We start from the raw sequence: 22,635 nt of genomic DNA, 5'->3' as shown, positions 1-22,635 counted from the left end.
CAGGATACTATGAGTTTAGAAAAAAAAATCCATGTTGCTTATGAAGAATCTGCGTTAAAATTCCGTAAAGGGGATACCTTCGAAGAAGTTCAGGAAATTCAATCCTATATTAGAGCAGCAAGAAAAATCGTCGTTCCGAATTGGAATGATGAAAAATTGCAAGCAATTAACTCAACATTGGAATCATATGGTCTCAATTCGGCGATTCATCTCCAATTTTATACACATTGTTGTGACTTAAGCCGGATACCTGCTCTCACCAAAGCACATATGGCACTGGATTTATGCGATGCCGACCTTGTTATCGCCCGGGGAAGACTTGGAATTCCAGGATCTGGTTCTATGCTCATTATCATTGACAGAAAAGGTCGTATTCTGTCAGCAGCTCTATCTCCACCCCATATTTTTCATACGAAGACTGTTTATGATGCTGTTGTTGAAGAATTGTCTTCTGCACTCGAACGTATCGGATTCACGAGGGAAAAAAATGCTACCCCCGTATGATACAGAAACTGGTATTACAGAAACTGTTACTACAGTGTTTTCTCAATACTCATTCCTCAATATCATTGAATTAATTTGTGAAAAAAAGATTCAAGGAGTATTGTCCTGGCTAGATGAAAAAAATCTTGACCCTGCCCACTGTTTAATAATTGGATCATATCTTACTGGAATCAGACTTGCAAATTACCTCATTCATTCAACCCAGGTTACTGTTCTTGATATCTATCCACATTTAAGCGGTTTTTTTCACCCGGATATTCGGTTTGTAACGGATATAAAGGAGATTATCAAAGATGAGTTCGATGTTATCATAAATACAACGGGGCTTGGTGGGATCACTTCACAAGAATTAGCTCTGTTCCATCCTCCAAAGGCATTCATCATTGAAGATCCCAGTTCAGATGGTAGTGACCAATATACGAGAAATATCAGTAACCTGTTATCCCAGATGAGTATTTATCCCTCCAGTATGTGTGGGATAATCAAAACAGATGGTTTGATGACAAAAACATCGGGCACTATGACATTGACTCTTGAAGTAGTGAAAAAGTCGATGAAAGAAGTAGAGAGCAAAGAAGGAGTGCTCTACAGTTCTTCCACCCTGGATTTTTTTGAACGAATCTTGTTCAAAGATAAAAATCCAGACCTATTTTTAGAGGTCCTCTCTAAACCCGCTCTAGTCGCTTCTTCTCTAAAAAACCTGGATATTAATTACGTAATCGAAAATGTTCTTTCTTGTATTAATTCCCGCCTTCTGGATCGGATGTGTTGATTCCATGAAAGCATCAGAACTTTTTCAGATAATTGAGCAGGAAATTCCATTAAAACTGGCAATGAAGGGTGATATTGTTGGTTATATTGGTACTATTGATCCCGCTATATTCTATGTCCAAAATATTCTCGTACTAATGGATTATATCTCACCTTCACCTTTAGAAAATGAGTATTATAATCAATTTGATCTTCTGATTCTTCATCATCCCCCAATTACCATTCCGCTAATTCCTACATATGTCATTCATTCAAACTGGGATATTATTCAAGGAGGAGCATGCGATGCTCTTGCTGATTGTCTCCATATTGTCCCAGAATCTCTCCTTGATGATGAGAATAAACTTGGGAGAATTGGACAGATCTTGAATGGCCCGGTGTCATTAGAACGATTTATTCGCGAATTACAAAAAAAACTCAGAATAATGGATATTCGTATCGTGAATTATAATAACTTAAAAATGATCAAAAAGGTTGCATTGGTGTCAGGTTTTGGTTTGAATTCTAAACTCATTCAGATAGCTATTGAAAAAAAGGTTGATGTTTTTGTTTCAGGAGATATGACTCATCCTGGTGCGATTCTTGCAAAAGCAGCTGGATTAACTCTGATTGATGCAACTCATTATGCAACTGAGTTTCCTGGTCTGTGTAGACTTGGGAATTTTATCGCCACACTTGGCCCGAATGTAATAGTAAGAAACGAAGCTCTGCCATGGCAGAATATTATGAACACCCTCTCGGTCTAATTAATATGATAGAAACAATTGAAATGAATAAAAATCCCCGAGGAAAAGTTACTCTTGTTGGTCTGGGGAGACTTGGTTTGAGGACTGCGCTTAATCTGGTACAGGTACACAGGGGAGGGCCGGCATCTCTCACCGTAATAGATGGACAAAAAATTTCTGACGATGATGTAATATTCAAACCGTTTGGATCAGTAGGCGATTTCAAAGTAATAGCATTTAGAAAATATATGGGATACGGATTATCAAAGAAAATTATTGCAATCCCAGAATATATATCTGTAAAAAACCTGGGGCATATTTCTGGTGATGTTATCTGTATTGAGATAGCTGGAGGCGATACATTACCACTTACTGCTGCTATCATTCATCATGCCCAAAAATTAGGGGCAATAACCATCAGTACGATGGGAGTATTTGGGATTGGAGAAGAGCCAATTGTAACGACTGATATCTTATCTGCTGATACGAATAATCCTATTGTTAGTTCACTTCAATCATTCGGAGTCCATAATCATCTGCTTATTGGTACAGGAAAACTCATCCGTGATTGGGAACCGGTCACTCCATATGTTCTTGATAGGGTTTCGGAGATAATTACCCGAGAAATACTGAAGGCATTGCATAACAAATGCTGATCCGAATAGCAACAGCGGAGTGTTTTACCCATGGTAAAATTGCTACTGAAATTCATGCTTTTTCCCGAGGATATCCACTCTCATTTAATTGGAGATTAGTAAATAGCAGATACCAATTATCTCTGATTGCCGGACTTTTTATTCCAACCTTGTCAGGGGTCAATACGGTTTTAGGGTGTGCTCCTCTTAATCCAGTTGCAAACCTTCATGATATAAAAGTGTATGATCAGGATCAGGATTTGATTATGGCGGAGATCATGGCAAAATCCGTAAAACGTATTACTGGTGCAGATATTGGAATTGGCACAACTGCAGGTATTGGGAAAGGCGGGATAGCTATTTCTTACCATGATAAATGTGTAAAATTTTCCTCAGAATGTGATGCTAATCTCCTATTCGATTCTTATCCTGTCATTCAGAAAAGACAACAATCTGGCATAATAAAAACACTCGAGATGTTAGAAAAGATATTGGAGCAAGAATTTTCACCAGGTATATAATTTTAACATACAAATGCAGTTTTTTAATCTATAATAAGATCAGAATTAAAAAATTACATAATTATTTTTAATAATTTAATCATAAGTAATACTTATACAAAATTTAATTGTGGAAATCATATGATAGAACTCTTAAGGCAAGCTGCAGTAGATCTGGACAAGGCATGGGAACTCTCTAAAATGGAGAAAGATCCTGAAGAAATAGTTCAAGCGGTGTGTTCACTAAACAGGGAAGAGGCAATCAACCTAGGTAATAATTTCAAGCGTTTCCCTCTCGGTTGTGATCTGACTGAAATTCTGGTAGGAACATGCGCTTCAGATCTTGAAAAACGAGACATTTTAGGAAATTCAAGAATTGCGGATTTAATTGGAGCATCAATACATGTATGTGCCTATGCTTTTGCTGACATTGCCGAAGCACATGGTATGAGGGGAATAGATCTTCTAAGAGAAGTTCGAGAAATTACTGATGTTCCATTGGACTTGGATCATTTCGGAAGATATGGTCCAATGAGACTTCCACAGGAAATTATCAGTTGTCCTGGACAGTGTTATAATGAGGGTCCACCATTTGATGGATGTCCTCGTGACCGAATCCATGCACGACTCCTTGACAAAGAAAGGGATGGTCTATTTGATCGAGAAGAGTGGATAAAAATCTCATCATCTGTAGCTGTAAATCTGACATGTGTTCAAGGTGCAGAAGGGCATGCAGCACCATTAGATGAAGCAAAAGAAATCGCGGAACTGGCAAAAAAATATGGAAAAGGGACAGAAGGAATCCTTTTTGTAGGTGATGGCTATGAAGATTTGCTTTCAGGATTTTCTGCAGGTCTTGATCTAGGAATTGATGTATTTGTTATTGAAGGAGGCCCTTTTAATTGTGCTTCGGATCGTCTCACTTCATTTGCTCATGCTGTAACAATTGGTAGGATTCTAGCTCCTGGTAAAATTGTTGCAACCAATGGTGCATATGAGGATGAATGCAGAATTGGACTTCGGGCAGGATTAAACGCAATCATCACTGGTTTCCCGAAAAACCACCATGGATATATGTGCGGATATGAACCTGGTACTGCAAAAAGAGGTCAGTTTGGTTTGCCAAGGGTTATTCAAATTATGAAAGAAGAAGTTAGGGACCGGTGGACTCAAACTCCCATTCAGAAAGAAGAACTCATTGCCCTGGCGAAATCAATTAAAGTGGTCGGGACTGAAAATGTATACCCACAAAAGATTGGGTTTACTTATGTTGGAGATGCACATTGGGCATGCCTCTCACATACTCCGCTTTATGAACAGACCAGAGTGTTAAAAACTGCGTCTGATATCGCGGCAATGGCAATGGATGGACAAATTGGGGATAATGTTGCTTTATTTGGTGGTAGGTTTGTTTCATGGGTTATAGCAAAAAAATTAGATGGCATTGTTCAAGATATCACCATCAGTGATATCGATCCCTGGGTTGAAAAGACAACCGTTGATAATTTGCAATCTGAATTATCCTCTTTAGTAATTCCAGCAGAATCGAATGATCTCTCTGCTTATGAAAATGCAGATACGACTATTATTTGCTCCACTATCCCCGCACTGGTTCAAAAAATGTCATGGAGTTATTCTGATGCGATTACTCTTATCTAAATATATTAAAAACGTTCATAACGTTTTTTAACGAGAGAAAAATCAGTATTGTATGATGTGGCAGGTATTGGGAAAATTATCAATAACTCTCCAGCTTCGTGATTCATTTATTCCCGTTTTTCAGAAATTTGAAAATCTCTGAAAAAATTCCCTCAATCCTGCCAATATGATATTCGTTTTTAAGTAAAAAATTATTACGAAATTATAATTTTGTCTTACCTAAATGGAGATTATAATTCCATTATTTTTGTAACACCAATCAAATTTACAACAAATACAATATCATATCTAAATTCACGTAAATTTTGTAAGTGGCTTTGCTACAAAAAATTAAGAAAGTATTAATAGGTATGAGATTACTTTATCATCACATGAATCCTCATAACACATCCAATCATAGTATTCTGCAATGGAAAATATCTCATCCAACGATTGAACATTCAGGAGCTCTGGTCATATTTTTCCCAAATTGGGTATATGGATTACTTCCATTTTGTGGTCCGGGAAGCCGGAATGATGCCTGGAAGAGAGAGATCTCTTTCGAAAAGGAAATTTGTGACTTTTTCAACGGCCATGGTATTGCCACCCTTTCTCTTGAACCAGACAATCTTCAAAACATTCCAACCGATGATGAAATAATGGCATCGTCATATATACACAGAACATATTCTGTAATAAAAGACATAACAAAGGAATCTGGCATCATGATCAAAAAAACGATTTTGTTTGGTCATGGATTTGGAAGTAGAATGCTCTGTGAAATTGTTTCATACGGGCTTAAGCCGGCTGGATATATTATCGCAGGTGGTATGTATACTGATATTGATTCAATCCTTACACAAAAATATCTACCTTTGAAAAATAATGGAATCAATTCACGGGGAGAGAATATTATCCCATTACTTGATCCGGAAACAAAAATCATCATGTCTAATCTTGGAAAGATACTCCAGGCGTCTAGAAAAGGGAAAGGAGTGATAAAACTAAAAGATAATGGTAATACAATGAGTATTCACCTGCCGGATGATTTTTTTTCAGAAAATAAATCTCCGTCTGCTCTTCTTTCTATCCTCGATGCTCCATGCCTTATCCTACATGGATCAGGAGACCTTGACATACCTGTTAGTAATGCTTTTTTCCTTGAAACAAAATTGAGGCAAAAAAATTCTTCCATTAGTCGAATAGTCATACTCGACAAAGATCATTGGTTCAGGGATATGCCTCATGATGGTGATGATAGGATAATCGAACGTATTACTGGGGTCTGTATTCAAAACCCGGTAGATCATCGATTTTTGAAACATTGTCTCCTTTTTATTGAGGATATTCTGAAAATAAGACGAAATAAAAAAGGAACCACCAGTATATTGCATAACCCCGGGGCACCTTTTTTTCAGGTTGATACAATGTCCGGAAGTTAGTATAAACGTTTTACATACTGGTGAATTATATTAGTGGGAATCATTTTAAAGAAATTTATTATTCTTATATTTTCGAATTGAGGCTAAATATATATCAGGTTATATAAATTATACTTTGTATGTCACCAGATGCGAGATAATCGTACTCATGCGAGTATGAAATCATCATCAGGGAGAAAACCATACGTCTCTGATTTTAATATAGTTCTATAGAATACTTATGGGATAATTATTACATACTGAAATTCGTACCATACACTAATGATAAAAAAATTTTTAATTTTTTTATTAATTTTTACATGTACTGTTCTCTTTGTGATTCCCTGCATGGGGGCTGGGGAGATAATTCAAAATGAAAGTATATCTAGGAGTATTAGCGATACAAAAGATTTTAAAGGATTATTTGAGATCAGGATAGTATCTCCGGAAATGATGGAATCAGTAATATCCAATATTGGACCTGAAGGAATTCCTCTGAAAGTTGAAAAAGGTCTTTTTATTGGAGTTATTACTCCGGGTGTAGTATATTTACGAGGTGATCTTAATGAAAAAGAATTTCCTGTTCTTGATAAAGAAATGGAAAATGTCAAGGAAAAAATTGGAAAGCACCTAATAGAAATTACATTTGGTCGGGATAATGCCAAGACAGATCTTTTTGAAAACACACAGGATTATATGATCTGGATTGATGCAATGTATCAACAGTCTGATGTGGAAGCTTTAAGAGAATATATTGATGTTGTAAACGATCTCTCTCAAACGATTACTTTTGAAGACGAAGAAATCGCTCTTCCATCATATACACCCAATTATGTTCCGATTCAGTATCTCTATTATAAGATTAGTATAGTAGACAAAGATATGTTTAAAGAATTACTAGATGACCGTGATAGTGCTACCGAACAATTGTTAAAAGATAAAAATGAAAATAACGTAGGAATTGTCAGAAAAAACCATCTTTACCTGCTTTCTGATCTGACTGGAGATGAACGGAAACATTTCCTTCTAAGAGGATTACTATTTAGTATGGGTTTCCATGGTGAAAGTACACTGCCGGACAGTATTTTCAATCCAGATAATACGAAAATCACTGAACTCTCTGACCTTGATAAGGGGGCAATTGAATTGATGTATGGCGGACGATTGCAATCAGGTCTTGATACGAATGCAATTAAAAAAGCCCTGGGGATTGATAACGACGAATAATCCCAAATTTTTTCCTATGTGAAAGATGGAAATTTCCAATGGGAAAAAAAGGGCAACAATCAATCAAAAAAGTAGTTTTAATACAATATATTTGTAACATAGTTAGAACATTGTAATATTAAGGTATGAAAAATTATGAAGTGGAATGTAGTTTTATGCATTGGACTCTTTGTCCTGGTTCTGTTCAGTGCCGGATGTATATCTCAGCCAGCAGAGAGTATAACAACAGAGACAGAACAGACAAATCATGATGAAAAAACTGTCACTGAAGAAGAAAAACCGGCATTGCAAAACCAGGATACCAGTCCAAAAGCAACAGAAATAGCGACGTCTGATAGCAATTCTGTTATATCCGATAAAGGTGTGGATGATCGATATTTCTATAACATCAAGATTGTTGCCCCTGCTGATTTGGAACAACTGAAAACAGAAATTACCTCTGATGAATATCCAATTTATAACGAAAACAATGACCTGATTGGTATTGTCTCTCCCCGAATGTTGTACCTCCGGGGCGATCTTGTTGATGTTCAAAAGGGAACAGAAAAAACCGGAAAAACCTTTGATAAAACAGATGTTGCCGAGCATCTTGTAGATATTGTTTTCGGAAATGATAATCCAAAATTAACTCAGTTTAAATCAAACAAGGATTATCAGTTCTGGATGGATGCATTTTACACTGCTGATGATACAAAATTCCTTCTTGAACTGGCTCCGGTGTTGAATTCTCTATCCGACACGACCCAATTTGAGGATGAAGAACTCGCACTTGGATTTTTAAAAACAAATTATGCCGATGTTCCGTATAACTTCTATAACATCAAGATTATCCCGCAGAAAATGCTGGATGATTACAAGGATGACCGGAAAACAAATGAACGACTCATTAAGGATCCGGAAGGTAAGCTCATCGGTATGGTTGCTGATGATCACCTGTATCTACTTGATTCACTCAATACCGAAGATCGGCATTATTACATGCTCTATGGTATCCTTTACAGTATGGGGATGCATGGAACAACCTATTCAGAAAAAGATAGTTTCTTCTACCAGGTTGGTGGGGCACGGAATACTGAATTGTCTGATCTAGACAAAGAAGCAATAAAATTACTCTACGGTGGGAGAATCAAATCCGGTGCTGATATGGAAGAGGTAAAAAAGACCCTGGGACTGAAAACCTAATATTTCAGTAATAATCCTCTTTTTCTCGAACTTATATCTTCTGCATGAGATTTTCATCCGGATGAAGTTTACCATCTGTCATGTATACAATCCGATCTGACATGAATGATAACACATTCCGGTCATGAGAGATGAAGAGATATGATATCTTTTCTTTTTTCTTTAGATCCTTCAACAGATGGAGAATCTGTGCCTGTACTGATATATCCAAACCTGATGTAGGTTCATCAAGAATTATAAACTCCGGTTTAAGGAGCAAAATCCGTGCAAGAGCGAGCCGCTGTGCCTGACCTCCTGAAATCTCTTGTGGATACCGGTTAAGGATTTCAGGATGAAGCCCGACGGTTGAGAGTATGGTAGTCATATCTGACTCGGACAGATGAAGATCATACAAATCAACAACACGATGCAAAGAGGTGCCAAGTTTTTTCACCGGATGAAATGTTCCCTGGGGATCTTGAAAAAGAATCTGGATTTTTTGTCGTATTCTCTTTTTTGTAATCTTATCTGCAGTAAAAATATTCTTTCCATGAAAAAAGATCTGCCCTGAATCAGGATGCTCCAGACCTGCTAGAAGACGACCCAGTGTACTTTTCCCGCATCCGGAAGGGCCGCATAATCCCAGAGTTTCACCTTCCTGAAGGGTAAAAGAGCATGAATCCAATATCTTATGAGTTTTTCCCAAAAGTCCCTTCCGGTATGTTTTTTGGATGTTTCGTGCCTCTAGCAGAACAGATGACATCTGACCATCCTCCCATGTTTTTGGATACATTCTGGTTTATGATTGCATTTTTCAGTGGCATACTCACACCGATCCTGAAATCGACATCCTGATGGCATATTCGCGTAGGAAGGAGCAGAACCAGGGATCGGAATAAATCCGTTCTCCGGTAGGCTTTTGAGAAGTCCACTGGTGTATGGATGAATAGGGCTTTGTAAAATATCGTGTGTTTTCCCGGATTCAACAATTTCTCCAGCATACATGACCAGCAATTCTTCAGAGAGATCTCGTGCAAGGGAAATGTCATGGGTTACTAGTAATAATGTCCTTCCTTCATCTTTAATTTCCATAAGACAGGATTTTACATCAGACACCCGAAATGAGTCTAATCCCTTAGTGGGTTCATCAGCAATTACCAGATCAGGAAGGAGTGAAAGGACAACCGCAGTAACCGCACGTTGATTCATTCCTCCTGAGCAATTACAGGGGAAAAGAAGAGCTGCCTCTTTCGGGTGAGAAAACCCTACTTTTCGTAAGGTTGTGATAATATGCTCTTTTCTATTTTCTTCCGGCACTACCCGATGGTTTCGTAATGGCTCTACCAATTGCCTGAAAATCCGGTAGGTTGGGTTCAATGCCCGGTCTGGACTTTGAAATATGATGCCAATCTGTCTTCCACGAATGGTATTCATCTCATCCGGTGATACATCATGTAATTCCATTCCCCTGAACTGCACCGAACCTGAAACCAATGCGGTTTTTGGGAGAATTTTGAGGATTGCATGAGCGATTACTGATTTACCACACCCGGATTCTCCAATGATTGCCGTACATATACCATTGTTCAGCTGGCATGAAAAACCGGTTACCGCCTGAATAGTGTCGCCATTTGTCCGAAATGTAACTGATAGATCAGATACCTGGAGAAGTGGGTTCTTATTCATTCTACCATTGACTCCTGTCCGGGCTTTTCATAAACCATACCGATCCTGATGACAGAGATAATCACCCCACAAATGCAAACGGCAGGAGGAAGAAACCACCACCACATCTCTCTGATAAAACCACCGTGAGTAAATGCATCAGAGATCATTCGTCCCCAACTATTCATCGTAGGGTCAGAAAGTCCCAGAAAAGAGAGAGATGCTTCAGATATCATGGCTCCGGCAATCGTGAGCATAAATTTGGGAAGAATAACCGGATACATGACCGGTAATATGTCAGAGATAAGTACCTGGTACGAGGAAAATCCCAGAGATCGTGCCGATAAGATATATCCGGAAGTACTGATCTGCAATGTTCTTGCCCTGACCACCCGGGCTGTTGTCTCCCATGAAAAGAATCCAAGGATGAGAATAAGAATCCAGATGCTTGGTCTAAGGAAGGCAGAGATGAGGATAATTGCGGGTATTTTTGGAATAGTGAGGACAATGTCGGTAACGCTCATAAGGAGGTCATCAGTCCATCCCCTGATATATCCACTGATGAGGCCAATTGAGGTTCCGATAAGAATGGAAACGCCCCCCGCACATAATCCGATAAGAAGTGAGATACGTGCAGCATAGATAAGCAGGCTGAGGATATCATATCCCATATCATCGGTTCCGAGAAAATGATCAATATCCGGATGCTGGTACGGGATAAATCGTTCATTTTCTGTATAGGGTGCGAAAACTCCGGGGATCACCGCAACTATGAAAAAAATGGCAATAACTCCGATACAGAGGTATAATGAGACGTCCTGAATGGGTCTCTCACATCCCTCCCCTCTCATTCATTCCTCCCGACACGGGGATCCAGTATAATACTGAGGATATCTGATAGGATGTTTGCGAGAATGACGAATACTGATATTACTAAGAAGGATCCGGTCAGTACGGGATAATCCCGAAGGAGAATGGCATCATAGACAAGACTTCCCATCCCGTTTAATGAAAACACAATCTCTATGAATAATGCACCTGAGAAGAGGAAACCAAAATCAAGTGCAATGAGTGTAATAAGGGGGATTATGGCATTTTTTCTGACATGTCTTGATATTATGTCTTTTTCAGATATTCCCAGCGATCTGACAAACTGCGGATATAGTAAGGATTTTTCTGAGAGGACTGTTCCTCTCATGATTAATAAATTCCGTGATGCGTAAAAGAGTGTCAAAACTGAAATCGGAAGAACAAGATGATGAATGATGCTGATTATACTGAATGTATCGTAAAATCCCTTGAATGGAAACCATCCAAAGTGATACACGAAGATAACCAGAAAGATAAGACTGAGAAGATACGGAGGTGTTGAAGATATGATTACCGCCCCGGCAGACAGGATATGAGCCCACCATTTTTCACTCTCCCATCCGGCTTTTTCTCCAAGCACAATACCGATGATCATTCCACAAAATATTGCAATTCCGATATAGAGCAATGTCCAGGCTGCCCGGTCAATAAGAAGAGAACTCACCGGTGCGTGCATATGAAAGGAATATCCAAGATCCAGTTGGGTAAGTTTCAAACAATATACAAAAAATTGTTCATGTAAAGGAGAATCAAGGCCGAATGCACTCCGAAGCTCGAGTATTTTTTGTGGAGAGAGATATACATCTTCACCGACAATATTTGCGATCGGATCTCCTGGCATCATCCGTGGTAGAAGAAAGACCACCAGGAGTATTATGATAAAGGAGAAGATGTATCTGATTATTTTTCGTGTAAGATAGTGGAACGATAAAAATAAAGTACCCATGGGAAAACCTGAGAGATCAGGCTACAGGTTTTACACTGGTTAGGGTAAATTCATTCATGATACCATAGAGTGGATTTGAATACCACCCGGTGATCTTCTTGTTGTATGGGGTAATGTCATTCTTCCAGTAGAGTGGAATCCCTGGAAGGTTATCTGCGTAATAATTCTGGACTTCTTGTGCATATCCACTTAAAAGGGTCTGATCTGTTGTGCTCAGGATATTGTCACAGAGCTCTAGGAATACCGGATCATCAACAGTATGAAGAACTCCCTGTCCGGTTCTCCGGCTGTCAAAGTATCCGGTTGCCCAGTTCGCATGCATCAGCATACCCCAGGGGGTTGTTCTGGTCAGGGTGAGGTCATATTCAAAGTTGTCTTTTAATTCAAACCAGGTATTGTCTTCCACTGAGCGGATCTCAACACCAATTCCTACTTTTTCTAGATATTCTTTCAGAAGTTCAGCTTCCCGGCTGTAAGCATTCCTGATTAAGAGATCCAGGATTACATCGTTTCCATCCTTTCCTTCGACAATTCCATTCCCATCTGAATCTTTAAACCCTGCTGTTTCAAGTTTTTTCTTTGCAGTTTCCGGATTGTATTCCATTGCAGGGGTGCTAGTATAACCATCCATTGCCGGGGGAATGAACCCACGGTTTGGAACTTTTCCATATCCCAGGGTTGCAATGTTTACCATTTCCTGATAATTAATGGCATAACTTATAGCATCTCTGAATGATATGTCTGATAATGGTTCATTTTTCAGATTAAATCCTAAAAATGTCATTCCAGAAGTGGGTTTTTCCAGGACATCAAAGTTCCCTGAGGATTTTATTGAATCAATTGCAGCATAAGGATAGGATGATGCATATTTCCAGTAGGTATCCATATTCCCACTTTCAAGAGCTTTTGCTGCTGCATCTTCATTCTTAAACCAGCTGATCTCCACGGTATCATATGCTGGAGATGTTCCCTTCCAGCTGGGATTTCTCTTAAAAATTACCTTTCCCGCATTCAGGTCAACGTTATCCAGGTAAAATGGCCCTGCACCCACATATGGACCGGTACTGGTGTATTCATTCGGGTTTTCAATAGATTCCCAGATATGTTTGGGCAGAATGCTGTATGATGTGAATTCGAGAGCCAGATTTGTGTACGGTTTGTTAAAGGTGAATGTAACCTTGTTTCCATCTACTACGGTATCAGTCAGGGTTTCTCCAATCCATCCTGCATTTGGTACACTTTCTCCATACATCTGAATAGAAAATGCTACATCATCACCAGTAACCGGAGTACCATCACTCCAAAACTGATTTTCTTTTATGTAAAATGTCCATTGTGTGTTATCAGATGATACTTCATAATGATCCGCCAGAAGACCAATGAGTTTTCCATTCTGATCCATCTGCATAAGAGGCGGGTTCGATATGTGGTTAAAGAGACCAAGAGTATAATCTCCAATAAACGCCGGTGATTTTACTTCATTCGTGGTTGAAATTCGTAGGGTATTCTCTTCAGCCAGAACAGATATGGAACAAAAAAGTGAAAGGATGCTGACTATAGATATCAGTATCACTATCTTTCGATTAGATCTCATCGTCATGGTAATACAAATTTAGAAAATTATCATATATATTATATGTGAAATGATATTCTTTATAGAAAGTTATTATCTTGAATTTAAATTTTTTTTTGAATGGACACTCTTGCTCGTATTGCTATGAAGGATGATCGGTTTAAGTAATCTTCCCCCTGTGCCATTTTTTCCACAAACATGCTCATTCGTTCAACCTTTAGTATGTAAGAGTGGGAACATCTATACCTGGTCATACTTTGGGAAACTGTTTCGAATCCCACCACAGGCATACCCGGATTGTATCACCGCTCTCCATGATTGAATCTCCATCGATTCTGATTTTATCAGAAATATAAGACCTGATGAGAGGATCATATTTTTCTGAGCACCCTACCTGCTTTCTCATATCTGAAATCATGTGGTCAAGTGATGAGTACTTTTTTTTATATTTCATCTCATGCACGGTCATATTCGGGTAAATTCCCTTCTGGTAGAGGACATTATATAATACATCCGCTTTAGGTCCGTGTTGGTATGAGTCATTGTGGATTTTTGGCCATAACCGCTCCATGTGTTGTTCCCAGGGTGTTGTTCCCGCAAACCAGAAAAGCCAAATCTGCCCGTTTGATACCATATTCATCTTATCAATCGCTGTATTGATGTCTGGCATTCCAAGTGAATATGATGCAATAATAATGTCAAATAGTCCGGTCAGGTCTAATTCAGGATTGATATCTTCCCATCGTTTCTGCACAATGGTCAGGTTGGATAGGTTTTTTTCTCGAGCTAGATCTTCCATTACTGCAACCATTCCAGGAGATGGCTCTACCGCAGTGACGTGTAGAGCCCGTTCTGCGAATGGAATCGCAAGTGTTCCAGGACCTGCTCCGATATCAAGAATCCTGCTGGAATTCGTAATCGGAAGTCGGGATAATACCTGTTCAATTCGTTCAGGATTCTCTCTGGACATATTTAGAAATTCAAGAGCTCGTTCTTTTGATTCCCAGAGAGATGCACAATCACCGACTTGTTTAAACCGACTCCCTGCTTCATATTGTTCTGTCCATACTTTTGCCCAGTCTGTCATGTAATACTCCGTTTATTCGTAAATTCTCAAAATAAGTCCTGAAAATTGAAAACGATTTGTGTTATCAGGATGCCTTCATAGGTTGAAGGCCGGGCACAATACACCTTACTCCTCCAACCGTCCCCATCATGACTGGAAGTCCATACACATCTTCGATTATTGCAGGTGTAACCTCACTGAAATCGCCATGAAAGTGAACATTTCCATCTTTTAAAAAGATAAACCGATCTGCATATCGTAATGCCTGATTCAGGTCATGCATCGTCATAACGGCTGCAATTCCATGTTCTCTGACAATTCCAACAATAGTTGACAAAATTTCCACCTGGTTCTTCAAATCAAGACTACTGGTAGGCTCATCAAGAAGGAGAATGCGTGGTTCCTGGACTAAAGCCCGTGCAATAGCAATCTTTTGAAGTTCCCCGCCGCTCATCTCATCAATATAAGAGAGACGAAGATGATCCATGGAAAGACGGGTGAAAATGGCATCAACTATTCGAAGATCCCGTTCACTGACATCCCAGGAGATGTGTGGTCTTCTGCCCAGAAGGACTGCATCAAAAGCAGTCAATCTCCCTGTTTCAACCCGCTGCGGGACATACCCTGCCCTTCGTGCAATTTCTAGAGTATCAAGGCTTTTAATCTCTGATCCGTCTAAATAAATCTGACCTTTTTTTGCTTTTAGTATTTTATTTAGACATTTGAGTAGTGTGGTTTTTCCAACTCCGTTTGGACCGAGAATCGCAATAATTTCACCATGATTTACTTCAAATGCAATATCATGAAGTACATCATGATTCCGGTACAAAAATCCGAGTTCCTGAACATTCAGAATCATCGTTTATACCCCCTGATAATCAGGTAAATGAAAACCGGTGCTCCCATAAATGCGGTAAGAACTGCCACAGGAAGCACGTATGGAGCTACGATAAGACGTGCAACTGTATCTGAAGCAAGAAGGAGAACGCCCCCCATAACACAGGATCCGGGAATAAGATACCGCTGATCATCCCCGATAATTCTTCTAACCATATGGGGGCAAACAAGACCGACAAATCCTATTACTCCAAGAAATGCCACGAGAACGGCTGTAACTAGTGCAGAAAGGGTCATCCCAAATAACCTTATCCGTTCAACATTCACACCTAGCCCCTTTGCAGTTTCATTCCCAGCATCAATGGCATTGTAGTTCCATCGATTGCAGAGGAAATAGATACACGAAAGGACAACAATCACAGTCATCAGGGCAAGTTCAGACCAACCTGCCCTGCTGACATCACCAAAAGTCCAGAAGACGACTGCTGCGAGTTGGGTGTCTGATGCAAAGTACTGTAAAAACATAGTTCCGGCAGTAAACAGGGATGAAAGGGCAACACCAGTGAGAACCATTACTTCCGGAGATGCACCCCTGATCCGTGATATCAGGAGAATTATTGCGGTTGCAATCATGCAGAAGATAAAAGCCGAAATAGTCGTGACATAAGGATTATTTATTGTAATTGGATTTGCTATCGTTGACTGTATTTTTCCTGCTCCAAAAAAAATAACCGAGACTGCAGCACCAAATGCACCCGCATTGGAGATACCTAAGGTAAAAGGAGAGCCAAGAGGATTACGAAGAATGGATTGCATGGTTACGCCGGCAACTGAAAGTCCTACTCCTGCAACAATAGCCGTAATTGCTTGTGGGAGTCGGATATTCCAGATTATGGCATCATACTTGTGATTTACATTCTGACCGAGCAGGGTCATAAGTACATCATAAGGCGGGATGGCGACCGCACCCACTGATATTGAAAGGATAAACAGGATGAATAAAAGTATAACTCCAAACATAATCCATAGGAATTTTACCCGGACATATCCAAGGTAATCCGCAGGGACTTCTCCATCAGCGACATGCATGTTTGTCACCTCTGGGAAAAAAAGTAAAATGAGTGTTCATAGTAGCATCAAAGAGAGATTTGAGTAAATCCCATGTTTTTATACTGGGAATTAATCTGCTTGAGTGGAGAAGCACCAAGGAATTTAGTCATAATCTCATCTGTTTTCTTTTCCAGATCAATATCTGCAAACTTGTCTGGATAGACCGTTTTTCCAATAAAGTAGGCATCTGCTAGGACATTTTCGTAATTAGTGTTATAGAAGTTGTATGGAAGAACTCCATATACATTCCCGTTCTTTATTGCAGACAATCCCTGTAATGCAGGATCATTCTTCAGTTCGCCAATCCCGCCTTCACTGTCCATCTGGAGTGTTCCAACATCCATAAACAGGTATTCAGGATCCCAGTCAACAATTGCTTCTTTGGCAACGTCAGCATGTTGAGTACCCATTTTCCCGGCAACATTCTTTACATGTGTCCAAATGAATGGTGGATAGGCTGGTTCCGTAGAGATGATCCCATGAGCTCCTGCATAACTGACACCCCCAACATAAGCGGTTTTCTGTTCAGATTCCGGAATATCTTTTGTCCGGGTTTCAAGATCAGAAATAGTTTCTTCGATATAGGTGATGAGTTCATCAGCCCGTTCTTTCTTCCCGATTACATCGCCCATAATCCGAAGAGCACTGAACATCTCTGCCTGTTCCTTTGCGTCACGAAGTGATCCGTAGGGAATCATTACAACAGGAATTTTTGTCTTTTCAGTCAGTTTGTTTCCTTCTTCTGCATTTGTAGTGGCAGTTGTTCCAGAGCCGGTAAGACCGGTTTTAAAGACAAGCTGTGGAGCAATCCCAATAATTTTTTCAGGATCATCTTTCCCTCTAAATTCACCAAATAACGGGTAATCCTTAAATTGAGGATTGAGTAGAGCATATCCCCGGGCATCCATGGTCTGTGGTTCTTTTTCAATACTATCGACACCAACAATGAGATCCTGTCCTCCAAGATAAGTAAGGTATCTCAGGCATCCAGAGCCGGAACACAATACTTCTTTGACTTCAGCAGGAATGGTTACTGATCTGCCATATCCGTCTGTAATGGTCTTTTCTGGTCCTGTTGTTTCGGCTGCCCATGCTGGTATTGCAAGAAGAGAAATTAGCAGCATACATGCTAAGAAGAATGTCTTGATTTGTGTCATGTTTTCACTCACATAAAAAAATTATAGGTAATATTTTCCCTAACTCCAGTATTCTCAAATCATTCCCAGAACTTTGTACGGGTTGTTTCCCGCTGTCTTTAATTCAGTTAAAAGTTTTTCATCAACCTCAAATTCTTTGAGGGTTTTTATGGCACTTTCAGGTTTGTCGACATAATCCATCATGCCAATATCCTGAACCAGTTTTGGAGCCCATGCAGGTCCGGTCCAGTTCGCAACCCCCAATTCTTGACTGATTGTATCAAAATCAAATCCGAGGGCAATACCCTTACCTTTTAATGAAACACTATTCCATTTGACAATAATTCCTGCAGGACGAATGCCATACTTTGCTTTTACTGCTGCCTCATCTTCAGGACTTAAAGCCATGACATACATACTGTTTTTACCTGGAGTACTGTCCCAGATCATTTGGTATGCATCTTCCTTACACCAGTTCGGACATCCAATATCAATATAGGTCTCCGCAGACTGATTTGTAATTGGCATGACCTTTTCAACATATTTTATGATCATATATCCGCTGGTAACACCAGGGCAGAGGTGGTCATGAAATGCAGCTGCGTTCATAAAGTCATATCCTGCGCCAGCAGCCCAGACATTGGAAATACCGATAAGGGAAAATTCATTTCCGCTGAATTTTTTCTTGTTAAATGTCGTATTTCCTTCATTCGGATTAGCAAGCATCTTATCTAGATCCACCTGCATGAGTGAAATCTGTGAGAAGGCCTTATCAGCAGCAAGAGATTTGCGGTCTTCGGTACTCATGGAGTAAAAAGCAGCATCCGGCTCCATATATGCAGCCATCCCTGAATCCTTGTTAAAGAAATAGAACCAGAGTGGTTTCCAGTTTGGTCTGTTTACCTGGAAGAGATTATTGTTACCATTGGATAGCCTGGAAACATCGGTTATCCCCGTAAGTGCATGTTCAGTGGTTTTTCCCTTTACCATTGCATGACCTGCATTGGTAAGACCCAGGATGTTGTCTGCTCCTGGCTCAAAATTTAGAAGATCCATTCCTACTTCTGCAGCCCGCGACCCGAGATCATACATAAGATCATCTTCAGCAAGAGCTGAAATAGGGAGTAATAGGCAGCAAAATGCCAGTAGGAGGGTATACATTCGTTTCATGCGATTCCTCATTCATCCGGAATGATTGTCTTTTAATGCCGTTTAGATGTTTTTCCAAGATTGCATCATGAATGAAACATACATGTTATGTCGCAATATTCTTGAAAACCACATCCCATTTAGTTATACTATTGCTATGAAATTTATAACTTTTGAAAATGATCAATTATTTTGTTACAATTGTGATGATAATATTGATAATTTTTCAATTATTGTTGTAAAAATCTGAATAAATAATGATTCACATCATACTCAAGAACAGTATTTCGATGCATATAAGAATCCTTCAGGATAACGTAAGTGTATGTGTTCACCTCAATCAGTACAGGAACCAAAAGGAGAGTTCATTACCTACGAAGAAGCAGTCAGGTTTCATGGACATTCATGTGGAGGGCTTTCATCCGGGTATCGTGTTGCCATTGCTGCCATGAAGGCACTCGGGGTTGAACGCCCAAAAGATGAAGAGTTAGTTGCTATTGCAGAGACTGACGCCTGTGGTGTGGATGCTATTCAGATGGTCACCGGATGTACGGCTGGCAAAGGGAATCTTATTATTCATGATTATGGAAAACATGCATTCACATTTTACTGTCGAAGAAGTGACAAAGCGGTACGTGTTGTTACAAATCTTGATGATGTGTTACCAAGAAAAGAGATGGATGCATTACGACCAAAGGTCTTTTCAGGGCAGGCTACTGAAGAAGAGATGAAACAGTTTCAAACATTATCTGATCAGGCTTCAGATGCAATCCTTCATGCTCCGGAAGAAAAAATTATAAAAATTACATTTATAGATATGGAACCTCCGAAAAAAGCCCGGATATTCAAGTCAATACCCTGTGAATGTTGTGGTGAAATGGTTGCTGATGCAAAAACCCATGAACTTAATGGGAAGCGTGTGTGCATGCCGTGTTATATTTCAGCAACCAACTCATAGTTCTCCCTTAATAATTTATCAATTTTTGATATTCTCTTAATCCTCGTTCTTAAATTTTTCAAAGTATTTCCTGATTGACTCTCAATTAAATTTATTTTTTCCTAATACAAAATAACTGAGATTAATACGTGGTTACACAACATGAATTATTTCAGCCTGATACATAAAGAACGGGTATTTATAAAATATTGTTCGAGATCTTACCAAACCTACAGAAAAGAGAACCCAATAGCAGAATCGGCTGTTTCTCCGGTTATTGGAATAATGCTTATGCTTATTGTCACCGTAATTCTTGGAGCCATAATCAGCGGATATGTCGGAGGGATGTCAGAGACCAAAAGTCAACCACCCCAGTTAGTTATGCAAACCGAGGCGTGTAGATCTCCGAATTTAAATGTGACTATGATGGTTTTATCGGCAGGAGATGGAATTCCAACAAAGGATATCAAAGTTATTACATCCTGGGGAACGAATCATGGGAATTCGACCTTTGGAACATCAGGTATCTACCCTACCGGATTAGGTCCAGGTATAAAAGGGTCAGAAGGTTCCGATCATTTTGGAAATTACACCCTTCTTGGAGGAACCCGAATGTTCATTAATAGTACAGACTCCCGAGCTGGATTTCTTGGAGAGGATTACGAAGATCTGGGTACCGGCGATCCTTTTCGCATTCGGTTCATTCATCTACCATCTCAAAGTACGATTTATGATCAGCAGGTAATAGTGGGTGAATGCTGATGAAAGCAGAGTCAGCGGTTTCTCCGGTAATAGGGGTTCTGCTTATGCTGACGTTAACTCTCATTATTGCAGCGATAGTGAATAGTTTTGCCGGGGGTTTAATGCATACAAAAGATAAATCTCCCGTAGTAACACTTCAGTCAGAATTTCACCGTGAAGATGGAAAGAAATGGAATCTTACCATACATCATATATCAGGGGATCCTCTGCCAACCTGTTGTGTGAATCTTATTATTCGTCCTTCTAAGACATTTTCCTGTGGATATGGAACGATAAAAGAATTGGATCGGGAAAATATCAAATTAAATACCAGTTCAGATAAGTCCTGGGCTGAAGGGATCTCATCCATGCATGCTGGGGACATCCATGTTATTTCCGGGACAAATGATGATATTGATCAAAAAATTCAGCCTCCTGGAGTAGATTTTCTGGAAGAAAGTTCGATAGGGAATACCTTCTATCTCGAATTTTATTATGACCGAAATCTCATCGCCAGATCAGAAGTATTAATTCAACCCTGAAAAAAACGACATGATGTAGCCATCAGGCTCGACCTATGAAAAACAGTTAAGGTACCGAGCTTTACAGAATAATGGGCAGAGCAGGCTGTTCAAATTTTAGGATATAATCCTGGGAAAAAAACTAACCGTTAAATTGCTCTCGCAGGCTAAAGTGCGACTTTGATCGCGGATGACAAATTGGCCTGTTAGGCAATTCATCTGCCCATTATCAGTGATAACTATGACTGAGCAACTTCATATAGCCGCTGGTCTTGACCTTCACAAGTCTTTTCTAATTGCCACAATCCTGACATTAACTGGCGAAAAAATTGTTGACCGCTTTAACCGAACACAGCCTGGATTAATGGCATTAAAGAATTGGATCGTGACCCATAATGTTCAGGCAGTAGGATGTGAATCAACAAGTGATTATTGGATTCAGATTTACGATCTTCTAAGTCCAATCTGTGATGTGATTGTTGGAAATGCACGGGACATGAAAGCTCTCTCACATAAAAAAACAGATAAGATCGATTCTGAGTTTATTGCTACAATTACTCTGAAAGGAATGATTCATCCCTCTCGAATATTTCCACGAGAACATCGTGAATTTCGTTCAACGATTCGATTAAGACATAAATTAGTTCAAAAGCGTTCATCCATCAAGAATGAAATTCATCATATTCTTGATTCAGAGTTATTCCGACTCTCTTCAGTTTTATCGGACATTTTTGGTAAATCGGGTAGTTTAATCATGAGAGGGATTCTCAATAATATTGCAATTGACGACATTGTGAGTCTTCTCCCTGCATCAGTTACGAAGAAAGAAGAAGCATTAAGAGAAGTTTTAGAAACTACACTCTCTGAAGGTGCACTAGAACGACTTGCTTCATGTCTTCAGATAATAAAGATTCTGAATGAGGAAATTGCCAGTTTAACAAAAATTTCAACGAGCTATGCAGTAACTAATTTTCCAAGGGAATTTGGAATACTTAAATCCGTTCCAGGAATTGGAGATATTGTTGCAATCACCCTTCTTGCAGAAATTGGAGATGTAAGAGATTTTTCCTCAGGTGATAAATTATCAAGTTGGTTAGGGATGGTACCCAGAGTATACCAATCTGCTGATAAACTTCGGACCGGATCAATCACTAAGCGGGGTTCGAAGATTGCTAGATGGATCCTTATTCAAGCAGCACATGCAGCAGTCAAGTCAAGGGATAACGATTTCAAAACGTTCTATTCCTCAAAAAAGGACATTATTGGTGCAGGGAAAGCTATTGTTAGTGTCGCAAGAAAGATGGTAGTCATTATCTGGCATCTTTTGACGAATGATGAAATTTACGAAGACACTCAGTATCAATCAATGAAGCAGTCAAAAAAAGTTTATATTAAGATTCCGAAAAAAACTTCGATTGAGGAAGTTTTACGATTATTAAGTGAGGCAGCAGTAATTCTTAAAGAACCAGACCCAGAAACTGGTTAACCCGATCTTAGTTGAC

Annotated in this window: 23 protein-coding genes; 13 read left to right on the top strand and 10 right to left on the bottom strand. The window is 39.4% G+C overall.

Going from position 1 to position 22,635, the window contains the following annotated elements:
- Positions 1–9 precede the first annotated feature (9 nt).
- The 9 genes from KSK55_RS05245 (at position 10) to KSK55_RS05205 (ending at position 8,603) form a co-directional block, all read left to right on the top strand.
- A complete protein-coding gene (locus KSK55_RS05245; RefSeq protein WP_218608466.1) occupies positions 10–504 on the top strand; it encodes a DUF3236 domain-containing protein in 495 nt (164 codons plus the stop codon).
- Positions 488–1,276 (top strand): SAM-dependent methyltransferase HcgC family protein, encoded by a 789-nt coding sequence (locus tag KSK55_RS05240; RefSeq protein WP_218608465.1) that lies wholly within the window; start codon positions 488–490, stop codon positions 1,274–1,276. Before KSK55_RS05245 ends, KSK55_RS05240 begins: the two co-directional genes overlap by 17 nt.
- 4 nt (positions 1,277–1,280) lie before the next feature.
- Positions 1,281–2,021, top strand: coding sequence for a Nif3-like dinuclear metal center hexameric protein (locus tag KSK55_RS05235; RefSeq protein ID WP_218608464.1), 741 nt, complete (start codon positions 1,281–1,283; stop codon positions 2,019–2,021).
- Between the two features lie 5 nt (positions 2,022–2,026).
- Positions 2,027–2,656, top strand: a complete 630-nt coding sequence (locus KSK55_RS05230) for a hypothetical protein (protein ID WP_218608463.1) — start codon at positions 2,027–2,029, stop codon at positions 2,654–2,656.
- Positions 2,650–3,156 carry a FeGP cofactor biosynthesis protein HcgF family protein gene (locus tag KSK55_RS05225; protein ID WP_256664191.1) on the top strand — a complete coding sequence of 169 codons (507 nt, stop codon included), beginning with the start codon at positions 2,650–2,652 and terminating at the stop codon, positions 3,154–3,156. The genes KSK55_RS05230 and KSK55_RS05225 overlap by 7 nt, the downstream gene beginning before the upstream one ends.
- Before the next feature lie 120 nt (positions 3,157–3,276).
- Positions 3,277–4,794: a 5,10-methenyltetrahydromethanopterin hydrogenase cofactor biosynthesis protein HmdC gene (gene hmdC, locus KSK55_RS05220; protein WP_218608462.1), complete on the top strand. Its 1,518-nt coding sequence runs from the start codon at positions 3,277–3,279 to the stop codon at positions 4,792–4,794.
- 371 nt (positions 4,795–5,165) lie between these two features.
- Complete coding sequence (locus KSK55_RS05215; protein WP_218608461.1) at positions 5,166–6,215, top strand: hypothetical protein; 1,050 nt, start codon at positions 5,166–5,168, stop codon at positions 6,213–6,215.
- A gap of 315 nt (positions 6,216–6,530) precedes the next feature.
- Entirely contained in the window at positions 6,531–7,421 is an 891-nt protein-coding gene (locus tag KSK55_RS05210; protein ID WP_218608460.1) for a hypothetical protein, read from the top strand.
- Between the two features lie 135 nt (positions 7,422–7,556).
- Positions 7,557–8,603 carry a hypothetical protein gene (locus tag KSK55_RS05205; protein WP_218608459.1) on the top strand — a complete coding sequence of 349 codons (1,047 nt, stop codon included), beginning with the start codon at positions 7,557–7,559 and terminating at the stop codon, positions 8,601–8,603.
- 31 nt (positions 8,604–8,634) lie between these two features.
- On the opposite strand, the gene KSK55_RS05200 is transcribed toward KSK55_RS05205, so the two are convergent.
- The 10 genes from KSK55_RS05200 to KSK55_RS05155 all read right to left on the bottom strand — a co-directional run bounded on the left by KSK55_RS05200 (position 8,635) and on the right by KSK55_RS05155 (position 18,955).
- The gene (locus tag KSK55_RS05200; protein ID WP_214419093.1) at positions 8,635–9,345 is read right to left on the bottom strand and encodes an ABC transporter ATP-binding protein; all 711 of its coding nucleotides are present in this window, start codon (positions 9,343–9,345) and stop codon (positions 8,635–8,637) included.
- Positions 9,327–10,268: an ABC transporter ATP-binding protein gene (locus tag KSK55_RS05195; protein ID WP_214419092.1), complete on the bottom strand. Its 942-nt coding sequence runs from the start codon at positions 10,266–10,268 to the stop codon at positions 9,327–9,329. The genes KSK55_RS05200 and KSK55_RS05195 overlap by 19 nt, the downstream gene beginning before the upstream one ends.
- Entirely contained in the window at positions 10,265–11,098 is an 834-nt protein-coding gene (locus KSK55_RS05190; RefSeq protein WP_214419091.1) for an ABC transporter permease, read from the bottom strand. The genes KSK55_RS05195 and KSK55_RS05190 overlap by 4 nt, the downstream gene beginning before the upstream one ends.
- Positions 11,095–12,063: an ABC transporter permease gene (locus KSK55_RS05185; protein ID WP_214419090.1), complete on the bottom strand. Its 969-nt coding sequence runs from the start codon at positions 12,061–12,063 to the stop codon at positions 11,095–11,097. Before KSK55_RS05185 ends, KSK55_RS05190 begins: the two co-directional genes overlap by 4 nt.
- A gap of 16 nt (positions 12,064–12,079) precedes the next feature.
- Positions 12,080–13,657 carry an ABC transporter substrate-binding protein gene (locus KSK55_RS05180; protein ID WP_250545167.1) on the bottom strand — a complete coding sequence of 526 codons (1,578 nt, stop codon included), beginning with the start codon at positions 13,655–13,657 and terminating at the stop codon, positions 12,080–12,082.
- A 229-nt stretch (positions 13,658–13,886) separates the two neighbouring features.
- Positions 13,887–14,723, bottom strand: a complete 837-nt coding sequence (locus KSK55_RS05175) for a class I SAM-dependent methyltransferase (protein ID WP_218608458.1) — start codon at positions 14,721–14,723, stop codon at positions 13,887–13,889.
- Between the two features lie 64 nt (positions 14,724–14,787).
- The gene (locus KSK55_RS05170) at positions 14,788–15,561 is read right to left on the bottom strand and encodes an ABC transporter ATP-binding protein (protein WP_214419087.1); all 774 of its coding nucleotides are present in this window, start codon (positions 15,559–15,561) and stop codon (positions 14,788–14,790) included.
- Positions 15,558–16,628: a FecCD family ABC transporter permease gene (locus KSK55_RS05165; RefSeq protein WP_214419086.1), complete on the bottom strand. Its 1,071-nt coding sequence runs from the start codon at positions 16,626–16,628 to the stop codon at positions 15,558–15,560. The genes KSK55_RS05170 and KSK55_RS05165 overlap by 4 nt, the downstream gene beginning before the upstream one ends.
- Before the next feature lie 47 nt (positions 16,629–16,675).
- Entirely contained in the window at positions 16,676–17,806 is a 1,131-nt protein-coding gene (locus KSK55_RS05160; RefSeq protein ID WP_218608457.1) for an iron ABC transporter substrate-binding protein, read from the bottom strand.
- A 54-nt stretch (positions 17,807–17,860) separates the two neighbouring features.
- Complete coding sequence (locus KSK55_RS05155; RefSeq protein ID WP_218608456.1) at positions 17,861–18,955, bottom strand: FmdE family protein; 1,095 nt, start codon at positions 18,953–18,955, stop codon at positions 17,861–17,863.
- A gap of 304 nt (positions 18,956–19,259) precedes the next feature.
- Between KSK55_RS05155 and KSK55_RS05150 the strand changes: the two genes are divergently transcribed.
- The 4 genes from KSK55_RS05150 to KSK55_RS05135 all read left to right on the top strand — a co-directional run bounded on the left by KSK55_RS05150 (position 19,260) and on the right by KSK55_RS05135 (position 22,619).
- Positions 19,260–19,892, top strand: coding sequence for an FmdE family protein (locus KSK55_RS05150; RefSeq protein WP_218608455.1), 633 nt, complete (start codon positions 19,260–19,262; stop codon positions 19,890–19,892).
- A 141-nt stretch (positions 19,893–20,033) separates the two neighbouring features.
- Positions 20,034–20,633 (top strand): type IV pilin domain-containing protein, encoded by a 600-nt coding sequence (locus KSK55_RS05145; protein WP_218608453.1) that lies wholly within the window; start codon positions 20,034–20,036, stop codon positions 20,631–20,633.
- Positions 20,633–21,154 carry a type IV pilin N-terminal domain-containing protein gene (locus KSK55_RS05140; RefSeq protein ID WP_256664190.1) on the top strand — a complete coding sequence of 174 codons (522 nt, stop codon included), beginning with the start codon at positions 20,633–20,635 and terminating at the stop codon, positions 21,152–21,154. The genes KSK55_RS05145 and KSK55_RS05140 overlap by 1 nt, the downstream gene beginning before the upstream one ends.
- A 220-nt stretch (positions 21,155–21,374) precedes the next feature.
- On the top strand, positions 21,375–22,619 hold the full coding sequence (locus KSK55_RS05135; RefSeq protein ID WP_218608454.1) for an IS110 family RNA-guided transposase: 1,245 nt from the start codon (positions 21,375–21,377) through the stop codon (positions 22,617–22,619).
- The last annotated feature ends 16 nt before the right edge of the window (positions 22,620–22,635 follow it).

It is taken from the genome of Methanospirillum hungatei, assembly GCF_019263745.1.
Classification (GTDB): Archaea; Halobacteriota; Methanomicrobia; order Methanomicrobiales; family Methanospirillaceae; genus Methanospirillum; species Methanospirillum purgamenti.
The sequence above is the reverse complement of the archived record's forward strand: the minus strand, read 5'-3'. Positions and strand labels throughout refer to the sequence as shown.